The sequence below is a fragment of the Sphingomonas sp. Leaf4 genome, from assembly GCF_920939515.1.
GTDB lineage: Bacteria > Pseudomonadota > Alphaproteobacteria > Sphingomonadales > Sphingomonadaceae > Sphingomonas.
On sequence record NZ_CAKLBB010000004.1, the window covers coordinates 51,093 to 64,950 of the forward strand.

Here is a 13,858-nt window from a genome sequence, read left to right on the forward strand (position 1 = left end):
ATGGTTATAGGGGGAGCGGGTGAAGGGACTTAAACCCTCGTTGCCACATATCGTGGTTCTTACGGAGTCGCGAGGGCATCGCGACCAGCTGTCCAAATATCGGTGTAGGCTTCGATTTTCGCCGAGGATAATTCCCGATCGACCTTAGTTAAGCTAGCGGGAGATCGAACTGCCAAATCTTTCAATGATTGAGTGACAACCCAAACATCGTCATCACATACAATAAGCCTGTCATGTAGAATTCTGGGCTTTGTCACCTGAATTTTCAGCGGACGCTTAGCGCCAAATTGTTGTGTCCATGCTTTTGCGGCCGGAATTAAGTTAGGCCGCATTCCAGATTCGTCTGTGAGAAGGGCAATGCCAACATTTTCATCGGCCATCAGCGCGAACTTGGAGAGAATCGTATCATCCATATAAGCGTCGACAATCAGTATGTTTTGCTTCGCTAGTTTTATGACGCTGCTTAAAGCAATGGTTGCGTCAAAGGGACTGCCTACAGTAAGAAAAGCCCCTTGCATATTAGCAGGCAGTTCTAGTTCTAGTTCGGCTATAGCTTGATAGAGGACATTGTTTATTCGAGTAGAAGGGCCGCTGGAAAAGGAGCCGCCGAGCAAATCTGCGGCTAACTGCACTTTCGTTTTCTCGGCCCATCTACCTGTTTTGTGAAGGACTGCGACTAATTGAGCGATCCACCTACTCGTATCCTTGTTAGGGATATCAGTCAGGTCGGGAATGCTGCTGGCCAAATCCTTCAGCGCAGCGTGTGCGGCAACAGCGTCCACGGAACCTCCGAATCAAGTGAATAGCTGTGACAGAGCGTTTACACGCCTGTTGTAAGTCATTGAAACGCATTGAGCCCTTTTTGCACTTGTTTACAATCAAACCCGCGCAAAAGTAGGAAACTTCTCAGCTTTGGGAGCAGGATGTCGCAGGTTCGAATCCTGTCTCCCCGACCAACTTACCCCGCCGCCGCCAGCACGTCCGCCGTCGAGGCCGAACGGATGCCGCGCCGGTCGAGCAGGTCGAGCACGCCGTCCCACCACCGCCAGAACGCTGCGAGATCGGTGGCGTCGCGCACGTAGGGGGTGTGGCCCGGCACGACGCTGGGCGAATGATAGGACAGGTTCAGCAGGCGGACGCCCTCGCCGGTCGCGATGCGGATCGCTTCGCAGGCGTGGTCGAGCGGCATGTCCTCGGGAGTCAGCGCGACGCGGTGGAGCAGGCCGGTCCGCGCGAGCAGGCCGCGACCGCGCGGGACATGGCCGGCGGTGTGATACAGGCGCTGGCCGCGCCGGCGCAGGTGGCCGGTAAAAACGCTCGTCAGCGGCAGTTCGAGCAGCGCACCGCCGGGACCGGTACGAAAGGCGGTGTTGCCGATCGCCGAAAAATCAGGTCCGCCCTCGGCAGCATAGCAATAGCGCGAGCGCATCGAGCTATCGATGCGGTAGCCGCGTTCGGCCAGCAGCGCGAGGGTCGCCGGGCCGATGCCGTAGCGGCCGGCGCGATAGACCAGCGGCGGGGTGCCGCTGATCGTCTGGATCACATGGGTCAGGCGGTCGAGCTTGGCGGCCTCCACTTCGCGCGGCAGGTTGCCGGCGAAGCTGTCCGCCGGGGTCAGCGTCTCGGCGAAGGGCGGGTTGACCCATGGGTGAAGCTGCGCGCCGAGCGTCGCGTGGCCAGTGGCGAGAATGGCGTGGATCGCATCAATCGCGAGTGGTTCGGTGACGACCGGATAGTCGACGAGATAGCCGACCTCCACACCGCGTGTCGCGAAGCGGGCGTGGGCTTGCGGCAGCGCCGCCATCGCGCTCACCCCCCAGCCGTCGCGGCGCAGCGGAGCGTTCCAGTCGAATTCCTCTTCGGTATCGACGAACAGGGTGAAGCGGGTGCCGAAGGTGTCCGGCCAGTCGACCGGCGGGCCGTCGACGTGCGGCCGGAACGGCGGCGTCACCGCCGGCCGACCTGCCCGGCCTCCATGCCCTGAACTGCGGGCAGGCGCAGCGTCAGCGTGGCGCTGCCGAACAGCAGCGCACCACCCAGTTCGTTAGCGAGGTTGCGGGCAAGGCGCAGCGCGAAGCCGGTGCCGAGCAGCGAGGCGTCCTCCTCGCTGTCGTCGACGTCGAACACGCTGTCGCCGGGCCATGCGGCGAATGCCGCCGGACGATCGAAGACGATCGCGACATTGCCATCGCCCTCCATCCCCATCCGCACGTAGAGCGCTTCGCCGGTGGCGCTGGCCGATACCAACGTGGCAAGCAGGCGGGCGAGCAGCCGTTCGATCGCGCGACGATCGCCCGACACAGTGACGTCGGTCGGCTCGATCTCCAGCACCGCGCCGCGCAGCTCGCACAATGTCGTCAGGTCGGCGACGATCGTCTGGAACAGCGGCCCCAACGCGACGCGATCGGCGCGCAGGTCGAGCGCGTCGCCATCAATGCGAGCAGCGAGATCGAGGTCGTCGATCACCGCCACCAGTTCGCGCGAATGGTCGAGGATCGCCGCCGCGCGGGCGCGGTAGACCGGCGACACCGGCCCCAGCAACTGCGCCTCGATCATCTCGGCGAAGCCGGCGATCGCGCCTGCCGGGGTACGCAGTTCGTGGACCAACTGGCGCAACTGCGCGACGCCGGTGGCAGGCGGCGCGGCGCGTTCGGCGCGTTCGTCGCCGCGCGGGCGGCGAGCGGTGCCGCGATAACCGGTGAAGCGACCCGATGCGGGATCGAACACGGGCACGCCCGAGACGCGCCATTCGCCGCCGGCGTCGCTGTCGCCCAGCACCCTCAGGCGAGCGTCGCGGAAGGGGGTGCGGCGGCGCAGCGCCCCGGCGGCCACGCCGTCGAAACCGGCGATGGTCGGGCCGCCCTCCAGCGCCAGCGACAGGCCGACCACGGCGGCGCGGCTGACGCCGTCGACGAAGCGAAGCATGCCGGTGGCGTCGGTTTCGAAGCGGAACTGGTCGTGCCGGGGCAGCGGCGCGCGGGGGGCGGGTACGGCGTCCTGAATGCGCTCGAACGCCACTATCCGGGCCATGACGTCGACGATGCTGAACGGGCCGGCGAGGTCGGGTCCGGCGATCGGGTCCGTCGCGTCGATCAACGGTTGCGGCTCGACCGGAGGCTTCGGTGGTGCCACCGGTTCGGCTTTGGCCACGGGTTGCGGTTCGATCACGGGCTGCGGGTCGGCGGTGGGTTCCGGCAAGGCCACAGGCTGCGGTTCGACCACCGGTTCGGCGTCGGCGCGGTCGTCGCCCAGCACGAGGTCCACGGGTCCGAAACTGTCGATCGCGAGGCGGACGGCAACGGGCAGGTCGCGGCGGTTGCGCAGCACGCCGCGCGCGGCGGGGCCGAGCGTCGGGATCAGCGCGGTCCAGTCGGCGACCGACAGCTCGGCGCTGCGCAGCACCGGCAACGCCACCTCGATCGTGTCGGTGGCGAGCAGCGCGACCAGCGATGCCGGCGGGCCGGCGTGTTCGATGTCGCGCGCGCTGGCCATGCGGATCGTGCGTGGCACGCTGTCGCGGATACGCTCCAGCATGGCGATCGCGCGGGGATTGGGGCTTGCCCGGCCGCGACCGATCAGGTCGACCAGTTGCCGCCATGCCGAGGCGCGCGCCCCCTCCCCCGACAGGTCGGAGGCCAGTACCGTTTCTAGGCTGTCGTCGAAGTGTACCATCTACTCGTCACCAGCCTTGCGCCGAATCATGGGCGTACCAACTGCTTAGCGCCCTCTCCGCCCGACCGGAACATGCCAAATCGGCACGTCGCAATGTGGGACAATTGCGCTTTCACGTAATTTTATAATGCGGTAGGCAGGGCTTTCTATCTTTTCCCATCCATGGAATCGCGACCAATGGCATTCGATCGTATCGACCGGCAGATCCTCGCCCTGTTGCAGGAAGACGGGCGGATGACCAACGTCGAGCTGGCCGAGCGCGTTGGGCTGACCGCGCCGCCGTGCCTGCGCCGGGTCCGCGCGCTGGAAGAGGCCGGGGCGATCCGCGGCTATCACGCGGCGCTCGACCCCCGGCTGCTGGGGTTCACCATCACCGTCTTCGCGCTCGTCAGCCTGAAAAGCCAGGCGGGGAGCGACCTTGCGGCGTTCGAGGCGCACGTCGCGACCATCCCCGAGGTGCGCGAATGCCATATGCTGAACGGCGAGATCGACTTCATCCTGAAGATCGTCGCCGCCGATCTGGAAAGTTTCCAGTCGATGCTGACGACGCAGCTCATCACCGCGCCCAATGTCGCCAGCGTCAAGACGTCGCCGACGGTCCGCACGTCGAAGGCCCTGCCGGGGATTCCCGTGTCGGCGGGGTGAGGCCAAAGTTTACAAAGTTTACACTAGCGGGCGTCGTGCAGGCGGCATCAGGGGCGTCTCCGGGTCGAAGGGAACCCATGGGTAGGCCGGGTGCGTCGTGTAGGACAGCGCTTTGCCCAAGGCGTTGTTTTTAGTGACATTCATGCCAAGGGGGCGGTAGCGTTCCGTGGAAGGAAGGGTGTCGGGCGCCCCCCGGGCACGGCGTTTGCGGGGCGGTGGACCCCGGAACAGGTCCGGGGTGACGAAGCGGGTTGGTCCCAAGGGATGATCCACCCGCTGGTATGACGTTTGCTCCACTCTCATCGCGCGAATCGGGGCGTGCGATTGCGTGGCGGCCGCTCGACCGGTAGGGCCTGTGCGATGGCGAGACAGGCTGCGGCGGGCGAGGCCCCTGCCCCCACCCCAATGATGGCACAATATCTGGCGTTGAAGGCGGAGGTCGAGGACTGTCTGCTGTTTTATCGCATGGGCGATTTCTTCGAGCTGTTCCATGACGATGCGAAGGTCGCCGCCGCAGCCCTCGACATCGCGCTGACCGCGCGGGGCGAGCATGAGGGCGCGAAGATCCCGATGTGCGGCGTGCCGGTCCACAGCGCCGAGGGCTATCTGGCGCGGCTCATCAAGGCTGGGCACCGTGTCGCCATCGCCGAACAGACCGAAAGCCCCGAAGCGGCGCGGAAAGCGCGCGGATCGAAGGCACTGGTCCATCGCGCGATCGTGCGGGTGGTGACGGCGGGCACGCTGACCGAGGAGGCGCTGCTCGACGCGCGGGCCGCCAACTGGTGCGTCGCCATCGGCGAGGCGGCGGGCGGCGTGGCGATCGCCGCCGCCGACGTGTCGACCGGCCGGTTCGAGGTGATCGAAACCGACGCGACGGGCCTCACCGCAGCACTCGCCCGGTTGCAGCCGGTCGAGGTCGTCGCCGCCGATACCTCGGCCTTCGCCGAGGTCGCCACGCTGCTGCGCGGCAAGGCCGGGTTCGACAGCGCGGGCGGCGAGGCGCGGCTGAAGGCGCTGCACGGCGTCGCGACGCTCGACGGGTTCGGACAGTTCAGCCGCGCGGCGCTGGCGGCGGCGGGGGGGCTGATCGCCTATCTCGACCATGCCGCGCGCGGGCAGTTGCCGTTCCTGCGCCCGCCGGTGTGCGCGGCGGACGGCGCGTGCATGGCGATCGACGCGGCGACGCGCGAGAGCCTCGAACTCACCCGCACGGCGGGGGGCACGCGCGGCGGGAGCCTGCTGGCCGAGGTCGACCGGACGGTGACGGGGGCCGGCGCGCGGCTGCTCGCCGCCGACATCGCCGCGCCGCTGATGGACCGGGGCGCGATCGAGGCGCGCCATGCGGCGGTCGGCTGGGCGCATGATGCGCCGGGGCTGCGCGACGAACTGCGCACCGCCTTGCGCGCGCTGCCCGACATCGGGCGGGCGCTGGGACGGATCGCCGCCGGGCGGGGCTCTCCGCGCGATCTGGGGCAGTTGCGCGACGGACTGGCGGCGGCGTGGACGCTGGGCCAGCGGCTGGCGGCGATCGGCGAGGTGCCGCCGCTGATCGCGGCGCTGGGGCCGCGGTTGCGCGGGCATGGCGAGTTGATCGACCTGTTGCAGCGCGGGCTGGTCCCGACCCCGCCGATCGATGCGGCGGCGGGCGGCTATGTCGCGGAAGGATTCGATGCCGCGCTCGACGCGCTGCGCGATACGGGTGCGGGCGGACGCCGGGCGATCGCCGCGCTGGAGGCCCAGTATCGTGGCAGCACCGGGATTTCGGCGCTGAAGATCCGCCACAATGGCGTGCTCGGCTATCATGTCGAAGTGCCGGCGCGCGCGGCGGAGAAGCTGATGGCGGCGGACAGCGGCTTCACTCACCGCCAGACGCTGGCCGGGGTGGTGCGCTTCAACGCGCCCGACCTGCACGAAGCGGCGCTGAAGGTGACGCAGGCCGGCGCGCACGCGCTGGCGGCGGAGGCGGCGCATCTGGAGGCGTTTACCGAGGCCGCGCTGGCGAACCGTGAGGGGATCGCCGCGACCGCCGACGCGCTGGCGCGGATCGACGTGACGACCGCGCTGGCCGAACGCGCGGCCGAGGGCGGCTGGGCGCGGCCGGTGCTGGTCGATCACCCCTGTCTGGAGATCACCGGCGGGCGGCATCCGGTGGTCGAAAGTGCCGTCGCGAAGGCAGGCGGGCGGTTCGTCGCCAACGATTGCCGCCTGTCGCCTGCGTCGCGGCTGTGGCTGGTGACGGGGCCGAACATGGGTGGCAAGTCGACCTTCCTGCGGCAGAACGCGCTGATCGTGGTGCTGGCGCAGGCGGGCAGTTTCGTGCCGGCGACCTCGGCGACGCTGGGCCTTGTCGACCGGCTGTTTAGCCGGGTCGGCGCGTCGGACAACCTTGCGCGGGGACGCTCCACCTTCATGGTCGAGATGGTCGAGACGGCGGCGATCCTCGCGCAGGCGACGCCCCGGTCGTTCGTGATCCTCGATGAAGTGGGGCGCGGGACCTCGACCTACGACGGCCTCGCCATCGCATGGGCGGTGGTCGAGGCGATCCATGAGGACAATCGCTGCCGCTGCCTGTTCGCGACGCATTATCACGAGCTGACGAGGCTCGCCGAGCGGTGCGAGGCGCTGTCGCTCCACCATGTCCGCGCCCGCGAGTGGAAGGGCGATCTGGTGCTGCTCCACGAACTGGCCGAGGGGCCGGCGGATCGCAGCTATGGCATCGCGGTGGCAAGGCTGGCCGGGCTGCCGCCCGCCACGTTGCAGCGCGCCAAGGCAGTGCTGGCGAAGCTGGAGGCGGGCAAGGCGAAGACCGGCGGGATCGCGGCGGGGCTGGACGACCTGCCGCTGTTCGCGGCGATGGCCCCGGTGGAGGAAGCGCCGGTCGACGGGTTGCGCGCGGCGCTGGCGGGGATCGATGTGGATGCGATGTCGCCGAGGGAAGCGATGGAGGCGTTGTACCGGTTGAAGGGGCTGGTTTGATGTTCCAACGGAACGACGAGGCGCGACGACGATCGGATATAGCGATATAGGTCCCGGAATAGAGTCATCGGGGGGCGGTCGATGTTGATATGGGCAGTTGGCGTGTTGTTGGCGGCTTCGGTGCCTGCCAGCGTCACGCTGACGACGGACCCGACCAATCGCAGCATAAGGCAGGACGCACGGTCTCTGGTGCCCCATGTCGGTGGTCGGGTGGCGGTCTCGCCGTCGGTTCCGTCGGCTCGAAAGGGGGCACGCGGCTACCGCCACCAGTGGCCGGCCATCTATTGGGAAGCGGCCTTTACGGGCGATCGGCTGCTGCTGAAGTTCGACGACGACAAAAACGAGTATCGGCTGACGGTCGATGGAGCAGCGCCCCGGCGACTGCCCCAACCGGGGCGGGTCGAGATGATCGTTCGGGGCCTCGGGCCGGGGCGGCACCGGGTGCGCCTCGACAAGATCACGGAAAGCGTCGACTCCGCGGGTACGTTCCATGGCTTTTTCGTTCCGCGGAGTGAGGCGGTGCGTCCGCCTCCCCTGCCCCGTGCCCGACAGATCGAATTCATCGGGGATTCGGGCATGACCGGGTACGGCATCCGATCCGATACCCGCACCTGCACCAAGGAAGAGGTACGGTTACGCACCGACAGCTCGGCGGCGTGGCCGGCGATGGTCGCCCGTTCGATCGACGCGGACTATCAGATCAACGCGATCTCCGGGATCGGGCTGGTACGAAATTTCGAAGGTGTCATGCCCGGGCGTGCGATGTCCACGCTCTACCCCCGCGTCCTGCCGGGCGCCCCGCAGGAATGGCGCGATCCTTCATGGCATCCGATGATCGTGGTGATCGTGCTCTTCAACGACTTTGGAACGGCGTTGCATCCGGGCGAGCGTTGGTCGGATCGGGCCGCGTTGGTTGGCGACTATGTCCGCGCCTACCGGCAGCTCATCGATGCGATCCATCGGCAATCGCCCGGAGCGACGCTGGTGTTGCCGTGGATCGATCTGGACAAAAGCGATGACGCGGCACTGAAACAGTTCAGCGCCGGGGCGCAGACCGCGATCCGCACCGCCGCGATCGATGCCGGCATGTCGCGCATCGAGTTTCCGTTGCTTCCGTCTTTCGTGCCCGAGAATTCGGCGGGCGACTATCACGGCAGTCGCAACGATCACCGGCAGTTGGCGGAATGGATGACAGCGTGGCTGAACGCCCGGCCAGCATTGTGGAAGCGGCCCGATCGTCGTTGACGTCACGAACGCCGTTTCCGATCGGAAAACCGTGACGCAGGGGCGACACGTCGATTGCTCGCCTGCCGGATCGGTGGACGTGGCCGCTTCCCGTGTGGCAGGTCGATCGCCTACACCCGGCCCATGAACCTCTCCGCCATCGTCGCAGACATCGCCGCCGAGATGGCCGACGCGCCCGACCGGGGCACGCCGGCCGATTATATTCCGCCGCTGGCCGCCGTCGATCCGAAGCGCTTCGGGATGGCGGTGATCGCGGCCGACGGAACATGCCATCTGGCGGGCGATGCCGAGGAGAGCTTCTCGATCCAGTCGGTGTCGAAGGTGTTCGCGCTCACGCTGGCGCTGGGCGCGGTCGGGGACCAGTTGTGGAAGCGGGTCGGGCGCGAGCCGTCGGGCAGCGCGTTCAACTCGATCGTGCAGCTCGAGAGCGAACACGGCATCCCGCGCAATCCGTTCATCAATGCCGGAGCGATCGTCGTCGCCGACATATTGCTCGGCCGGTATCAGCCGCGCGAGGCGCTGGGCGAGTTGCTGCGCTTCGTGCGCGCGGTGGCGGGCGAGGACGGCATCTTCATCGATGAGGGCGTCGCCCGCGCCGAACAGGATACGGGCTTTCGCAATCTGGCGCTGGCGAGCTACATGCGCAGCTTCGGCAATCTCGACCATGATCCGCCGGTGACGCTGGGGGTGTATTTCCACCAATGCGCGCTGGCGATGAGTTGCCGGCAACTGGCGCTGGCCGGGCGCTATCTGATGGCGGGCGGGGTCAATCCGTCGACCGGGCGGCAGGTGGTGTCGGCGCAGCGCGCGCGGCGGATCAACGCACTGATGCTGACCTGCGGCCATTACGACGGATCGGGCGAGTTCGCGTTCCGCGTGGGATTGCCGGGCAAGAGTGGCGTGGGCGGCGGCATCCTCGCGATCGCGCCCGGGCTGGCGTCGATCGCGGTGTGGTCGCCGGGGCTGAACGAGCGCGGCAATTCACAACTGGGGACGCTGGCGCTCGAACGGCTGGTGCAGCGCACCGGATGGTCGGTGTTCGAGCCGCGATAGGGGCATGGCGTCGTTCCCGCGCGGGCGGGAACGACGCGGATGTTACCGCTGCGGGGCAGGCTGCGGGGTAAAGCTCGTCACATTGGCCATGCCGTTCGCGCCGAAGGTGATGATGTGGCGCGATCCTTCCTGGCAGGTCGCGACCCAGCTTCCCGGCTTGTCGCCGGGCTGCGATCCGGTGACGCCCTGACATGGCAGGCCGGCGTCGCGGATCGCACGGATGAACACGCCGTCGCGCTGGCCGGGGGCGAGCGCGGCGACCTTGGCGGCGGCTTCCTGCGCCTGTTGCTGGCTGGCCTGCGTCGCGGCGTTGGCGGCGGCCTGTTCCTGCGCGCTGGGGCCACAGGCGGCCAGCAGCAGCGATCCGGCGATCGTCATCACGAAACCACGCATCATCATCTCCCCAGTTGATCGTCGACCACGACAATCGCCGACCCGGCGTCCGGTTCCCGTCGGTCTGATCCGAAACGAGGACCGATAGAGCTTCAGCCCGACAGCGGCTCGCGACACCTCCCCTTCCTGAAAGGGAGGGGCCGGGGGGTAGGTCGGCCGATAAGGAAACCGATGCGTGCCACAACCGGCCTACCCACCCCCAACCCCTCCCTTCTCAGGGAGGGGAGCAGCACCGTTGAAAGTCGACCGGGCTTACCGCTGATACGCCTTGGGCAGACCCTGTTCGGTCGGGACCAGATAGCGGTCGCGCAACCGGGTCTGGCGGTTGACGAGCGGTTGCTCGACGCCGTCGATGAACACCTGCGTTGGCATCGAGCCGATCTCGAGCGGATCGCCGTCCCAGATCACCACGTCGCCGCGCCGGCCGGCCTCCAGCGAGCCGATCTCGCCGCCCATTCCGATCGCCTTGGCGGGTAGCGAGCTGATGGTAGCGAAGGCGGATGCCCAGTCGAGGCCCGCCGCGCCGGGGATCTTGGACAGGGCGACCAGATTGCCGGCATATTGCTTGACCAGCCGCGCCTGCCGCGCCTCGTCATCGCCGATCGTGCCGATCGCCACGGTGACGCCCGCCGCCTTCAGCCGCCCGATGTTCGACTGGGTCGCGGCGAGTTGTTCGAAGCTTGCGGGAAGATCGGCCAGCGGGCTGGCGATCACCGGCACCCCGGCGGCGGCGATGTCGCGGGCGACGGTCCATGCCTCGGTCGCGCCGACCAGCACCGGGCGCAGCGTGGCGAACTCGCGTTTCAGGGCAAGGACGCCCAGAATGTCCGACGCGCGTTCGACATGGATCAGCAGCGGCACCTGCCCCGACAACACGCCCTGCAATGCCTGTGCGTCGGCGCGGGTGAGCAGCGCCTCCTTGCCGCGATCGGCGAAGCTGGCGGGGTTGCGGCCGTATGCCTGCGCCTCGAACAGCGCGTTGCGGAACATCGCCATCGCCGCCGGGCGGCTGCCGCCCGCCGCGCGCGCGCCGGCCTCGCCCCATTCCATGAACTGGAAGGCGCGCGGGCGGGTGACGGCGTCCATGTCGTTGCCGAGATCGATGACCGCGCCCTGCCCCGCGAAGATCGACTGGCCGTTGTCGGGCGCGACGATCGCGCGGGTCAGCCCTTCGGCGCGGTTGATCGCGATCGGGGTGGCGCGCGGGTTGAGGCCGGCGGTGACGTCGAGCCCGGCGTTGAACACGCTGCCCGAAGCCGAGGCGTCGTTGGTCGCCGACACGCCGTCGACCTCGACGATGCCAAGGCGCGTGAAGCCGGCGACGATGCCCGGCGTCACATAGCGGCCACCGGCATCGATGCTGCGCGCGCCGGCCGGCGGTACGATGCGTCCGGCGGCGACGACGCGGCCGCCGCGCACGACGACGGTGCCGTTCTCGATCGTCGCGGAGCCGTCACCGATCACCAGCTTCGCGTTGGTGACGACCACGTCCTGCGCGAGTGCCGGGACAGCGGTGGAGCCGAGGAGCGCGGCGGCGGCGAGGATCAGGCGCTTCACTTCACGTCCCCTTCGCCGGGCTGGCCAAGTTCGAAATCGGATACCGGGCGCAGCCGGGGGTTGTTGGCGTCATAGAGCAGCGCGCCGTCGACCCAGACCTTTTCGGGGCGGGTGTAGACGCTGAACGGATCGCCGTTCCACAGCACGACATCGGCCATCTTGCCCGCCTTGAGCGAGCCGGTGACGCGGTCGATGCCGAGCGCGCGGGCCGGATTGATGCCGAGCCATGTCCACGCATGTTCGGGCGTCACCGCGATGCCGGCGCGGCGGGCGGAGGCGATGACCTTGGCCACTTCCTGGTTGAGCCGCTGGATGCCGTTCGCGTCGTCGGAATGGATCATCGCGCAGGCACCCTGCCGGTCGAGGATCGCGAGGTTCTCGCCGACCGCGTCGTAGCTTTCCATCTTGAAGCCGTACCAGTCGGCCCACACCGCCGAACAGACGCCGCGCGCCTTTAGCAGATCGGCGATCTTGTAGCTTTCGACGGCGTGGTGGAAGGCCGTGACCTTGTAGCCCATTTCCTGCGCCATATCCATGACGATGGCCATTTCATCGGCACGGTAGCAATGGTTGTGGACGAGGATTTCGCCGTCGAGCACGCCGCGCAACGTGTCCATCGCGATGTCGCGGGTCGGGGCTTCGTCGCCGCCGTCCTTTTCATATTTGTCCCATTTGCGGTCGTAATCCTTCGCGCGCAGCCATGTCGCGCGGTCGACCGCGATATTGCCCATGCGGGTCGAGGGCATCCGCCCCTTTGACCCATAGACGCGCTTGGGATTTTCGCCGCACGCCATCTTCAGGCCGTAGGGCGCTTGCGGGAACTTCATCGCCTGCATCGTGCGGCCATAGACGTTCTTGAGCGTGACCGAGCGGCCGCCCATCAGGTTCGCCGAGCCGGGGAGAATCTGGAGCGTCGTCACGCCGCCGTTGGTCAGCGCGCGGGCGAAACCCGGGTCCTGCGGCCAGACGCTGTGTTCGGCCCATACCTCGGCGGTGACGGGGCCGGTCATCTCGTTGCCGTCGCTGTGCGCATCGACGCCGGGGCTGGGATAGTCGCCCAGGTGGCTGTGGACGTCGATGATGCCGGGCGTCACCCATTTGCCCTGCCCGTCGATCACGGTCACGCCGGCGGCCGGGGCGATCGCCTGTCCGACCTCGACGATCTTGCCGTCACGGAACAGCACCGATCCGTCGTTGATCCGCCCGCCCTCGCCATCGAGGATCGTCACGTTGGTGACGAGCGTCGGCTGGCCGCCATAGGGGCGATAGGTCGAGGGATACGGGTCGTGGTCATAGCCCTTGCCCGCGCCCGGCCCCTTGCCCGGCGCATCGGCCCCGGCCGAGCGCGTGTCGCGGCCGTCCGCATCGGCGCAGGCGGCGAGCCCCGCCGCCAGCGCCAGCATCGTCAATGTTCGGATCACGCGGATACCCCTTTGTTCTGATGTCTCATGCGAAGACGTCGGCGAGCGCCTCGCCCGCCGAGCCTTCCTTGGCGACCAGCGCCTCGTGATAGACCGCCGCGACGCCGGCGGGGAGGATCATGCCCGAGAGCGTGTTGCCGATGACGCTGGTAACGATCAGCAGCCACGGTGCCTGTCCAGCGACTGCGATCTGCAACACGCCGCCGACCATCGCCACGACGAACCACAACACCGCCATTACCAGCAGCAGTACCACCAGTCGCCAGCGCATGCCGCGCAGCAGGTGGGTCGAGCGGCTGAAGCTGGCGAGGATGCCGCGGCGTTCGGCGGCGAGGACCGGCAAGGTGACGAACCAGTTGAGCGCCAGCACGATGCCCGGCACGACCAGCAGCAGCAAGCCGATGATTACGCCGATCCACGAGAGGATCGCCAGCGCGATGGCGAACGGCCACACGCGCAGCGCCCGGCCAGCGGAGGCGCGGATGTCGGGCGTGCGGCAGGCCAGCGTGTCGAGCGCGAGCAGCGTCAGCAGCACCTGCCCCAGCGGCCAGAGCAGCAGCCGGACCAGAAAAATGCCGCCATAGGTGGTCGTCCATCGCCCGGCCATCGCCTCGATCACCTGCGGCGACCGGCCGGCCATCGCGGTCATCGTCGTGACCTGCGAGGTGACGAACGCGCCGGGGATTGCGCTCAGCACCACCGCGACCGCGAGAAAGGCGAGCGGCGCGCCGCCGATCGCGGTGAAGCTGTTCGACAGTACGCGACCGATGCCGAAGGCGTAAGGCGAGCGCCGCCCCTCGCGCCAAGCCGCGAACAGGATCACTGCGCAAGCCAGCAGGGTCAGGAGCGGCAGGAGCGCAAGCAAAATCAACGTAATCGTCGTCGCCATCGGCACC

Annotated in this window: 11 protein-coding genes; 4 read left to right on the forward strand and 7 right to left on the reverse strand. The window is 67.9% G+C overall.

Annotated features, from left to right (window positions below):
• Positions 1-59: 59 nt before the first annotated feature.
• The 3 genes from LRA89_RS06825 to LRA89_RS06835 all read right to left on the reverse strand — a co-directional run bounded on the left by LRA89_RS06825 (position 60) and on the right by LRA89_RS06835 (position 3,672).
• Positions 60-782, reverse strand: a complete 723-nt coding sequence (locus LRA89_RS06825) for a hypothetical protein (RefSeq protein ID WP_230769549.1) — start codon at positions 780-782, stop codon at positions 60-62.
• A 176-nt stretch (positions 783-958) separates the two neighbouring features.
• The gene (locus tag LRA89_RS06830) at positions 959-1,951 is read right to left on the reverse strand and encodes a polysaccharide deacetylase family protein (RefSeq protein WP_056497977.1); all 993 of its coding nucleotides are present in this window, start codon (positions 1,949-1,951) and stop codon (positions 959-961) included.
• Positions 1,948-3,672 (reverse strand): histidine kinase dimerization/phospho-acceptor domain-containing protein, encoded by a 1,725-nt coding sequence (locus LRA89_RS06835; protein ID WP_230769550.1) that lies wholly within the window; start codon positions 3,670-3,672, stop codon positions 1,948-1,950. The genes LRA89_RS06830 and LRA89_RS06835 overlap by 4 nt, the downstream gene beginning before the upstream one ends.
• A 177-nt stretch (positions 3,673-3,849) precedes the next feature.
• Here LRA89_RS06835 and LRA89_RS06840 point away from each other — a divergent pair, with 177 nt between their 5' ends.
• The 4 genes from LRA89_RS06840 to LRA89_RS06855 all read left to right on the forward strand — a co-directional run bounded on the left by LRA89_RS06840 (position 3,850) and on the right by LRA89_RS06855 (position 9,591).
• A complete protein-coding gene (locus tag LRA89_RS06840) occupies positions 3,850-4,317 on the forward strand; it encodes an Lrp/AsnC family transcriptional regulator (RefSeq protein WP_055759392.1) in 468 nt (155 codons plus the stop codon).
• Positions 4,318-4,722: 405 nt separating this feature from the next.
• Positions 4,723-7,293, forward strand: a complete 2,571-nt coding sequence (mutS, locus tag LRA89_RS06845) for a DNA mismatch repair protein MutS (protein ID WP_230769765.1) — start codon at positions 4,723-4,725, stop codon at positions 7,291-7,293.
• A 120-nt stretch (positions 7,294-7,413) separates the two neighbouring features.
• On the forward strand, positions 7,414-8,538 hold the full coding sequence (locus LRA89_RS06850; RefSeq protein WP_230769551.1) for a GDSL-type esterase/lipase family protein: 1,125 nt from the start codon (positions 7,414-7,416) through the stop codon (positions 8,536-8,538).
• A gap of 123 nt (positions 8,539-8,661) precedes the next feature.
• Positions 8,662-9,591, forward strand: coding sequence for a glutaminase (locus LRA89_RS06855; RefSeq protein WP_055760495.1), 930 nt, complete (start codon positions 8,662-8,664; stop codon positions 9,589-9,591).
• 42 nt (positions 9,592-9,633) lie between these two features.
• Here the strand turns inward: LRA89_RS06855 and LRA89_RS06860 are convergent, their stop codons facing one another.
• From LRA89_RS06860 to LRA89_RS06875, 4 genes are all read right to left on the reverse strand, one after another.
• Positions 9,634-9,984: a hypothetical protein gene (locus tag LRA89_RS06860; protein ID WP_156349116.1), complete on the reverse strand. Its 351-nt coding sequence runs from the start codon at positions 9,982-9,984 to the stop codon at positions 9,634-9,636.
• 252 nt (positions 9,985-10,236) lie between these two features.
• On the reverse strand, positions 10,237-11,541 hold the full coding sequence (locus LRA89_RS06865) for an amidohydrolase family protein (protein WP_230769552.1): 1,305 nt from the start codon (positions 11,539-11,541) through the stop codon (positions 10,237-10,239).
• Positions 11,538-12,944, reverse strand: coding sequence for an amidohydrolase (locus LRA89_RS06870; RefSeq protein ID WP_230769766.1), 1,407 nt, complete (start codon positions 12,942-12,944; stop codon positions 11,538-11,540). The genes LRA89_RS06865 and LRA89_RS06870 overlap by 4 nt, the downstream gene beginning before the upstream one ends.
• Positions 12,945-12,987: 43 nt before the next feature.
• Positions 12,988-13,851, reverse strand: coding sequence for a hypothetical protein (locus LRA89_RS06875; protein ID WP_230769553.1), 864 nt, complete (start codon positions 13,849-13,851; stop codon positions 12,988-12,990).
• Positions 13,852-13,858: the final 7 nt, after the last annotated feature.

Bases quoted from the DNA above. Each gene is read 5' to 3' on its own strand.
- LRA89_RS06835 (WP_230769550.1), bottom strand. From the start codon at position 3,672: ATGGTACACTTCGACGACAGCCTAGAAACGGTACTGGCCTCCGACCTG.
- LRA89_RS06870 (WP_230769766.1), bottom strand. From the start codon at position 12,944: ATGCTGGCGCTGGCGGCGGGGCTCGCCGCCTGCGCCGATGCGGACGGC.
- LRA89_RS06840 (WP_055759392.1), top strand. From the start codon at position 3,850: ATGGCATTCGATCGTATCGACCGGCAGATCCTCGCCCTGTTGCAGGAA.
- LRA89_RS06855 (WP_055760495.1), top strand. From the start codon at position 8,662: ATGAACCTCTCCGCCATCGTCGCAGACATCGCCGCCGAGATGGCCGAC.
- LRA89_RS06875 (WP_230769553.1), bottom strand. From the start codon at position 13,851: ATGGCGACGACGATTACGTTGATTTTGCTTGCGCTCCTGCCGCTCCTG.
- LRA89_RS06860 (WP_156349116.1), bottom strand. From the start codon at position 9,984: ATGCGTGGTTTCGTGATGACGATCGCCGGATCGCTGCTGCTGGCCGCC.
- mutS (WP_230769765.1), top strand. From the start codon at position 4,723: ATGATGGCACAATATCTGGCGTTGAAGGCGGAGGTCGAGGACTGTCTG.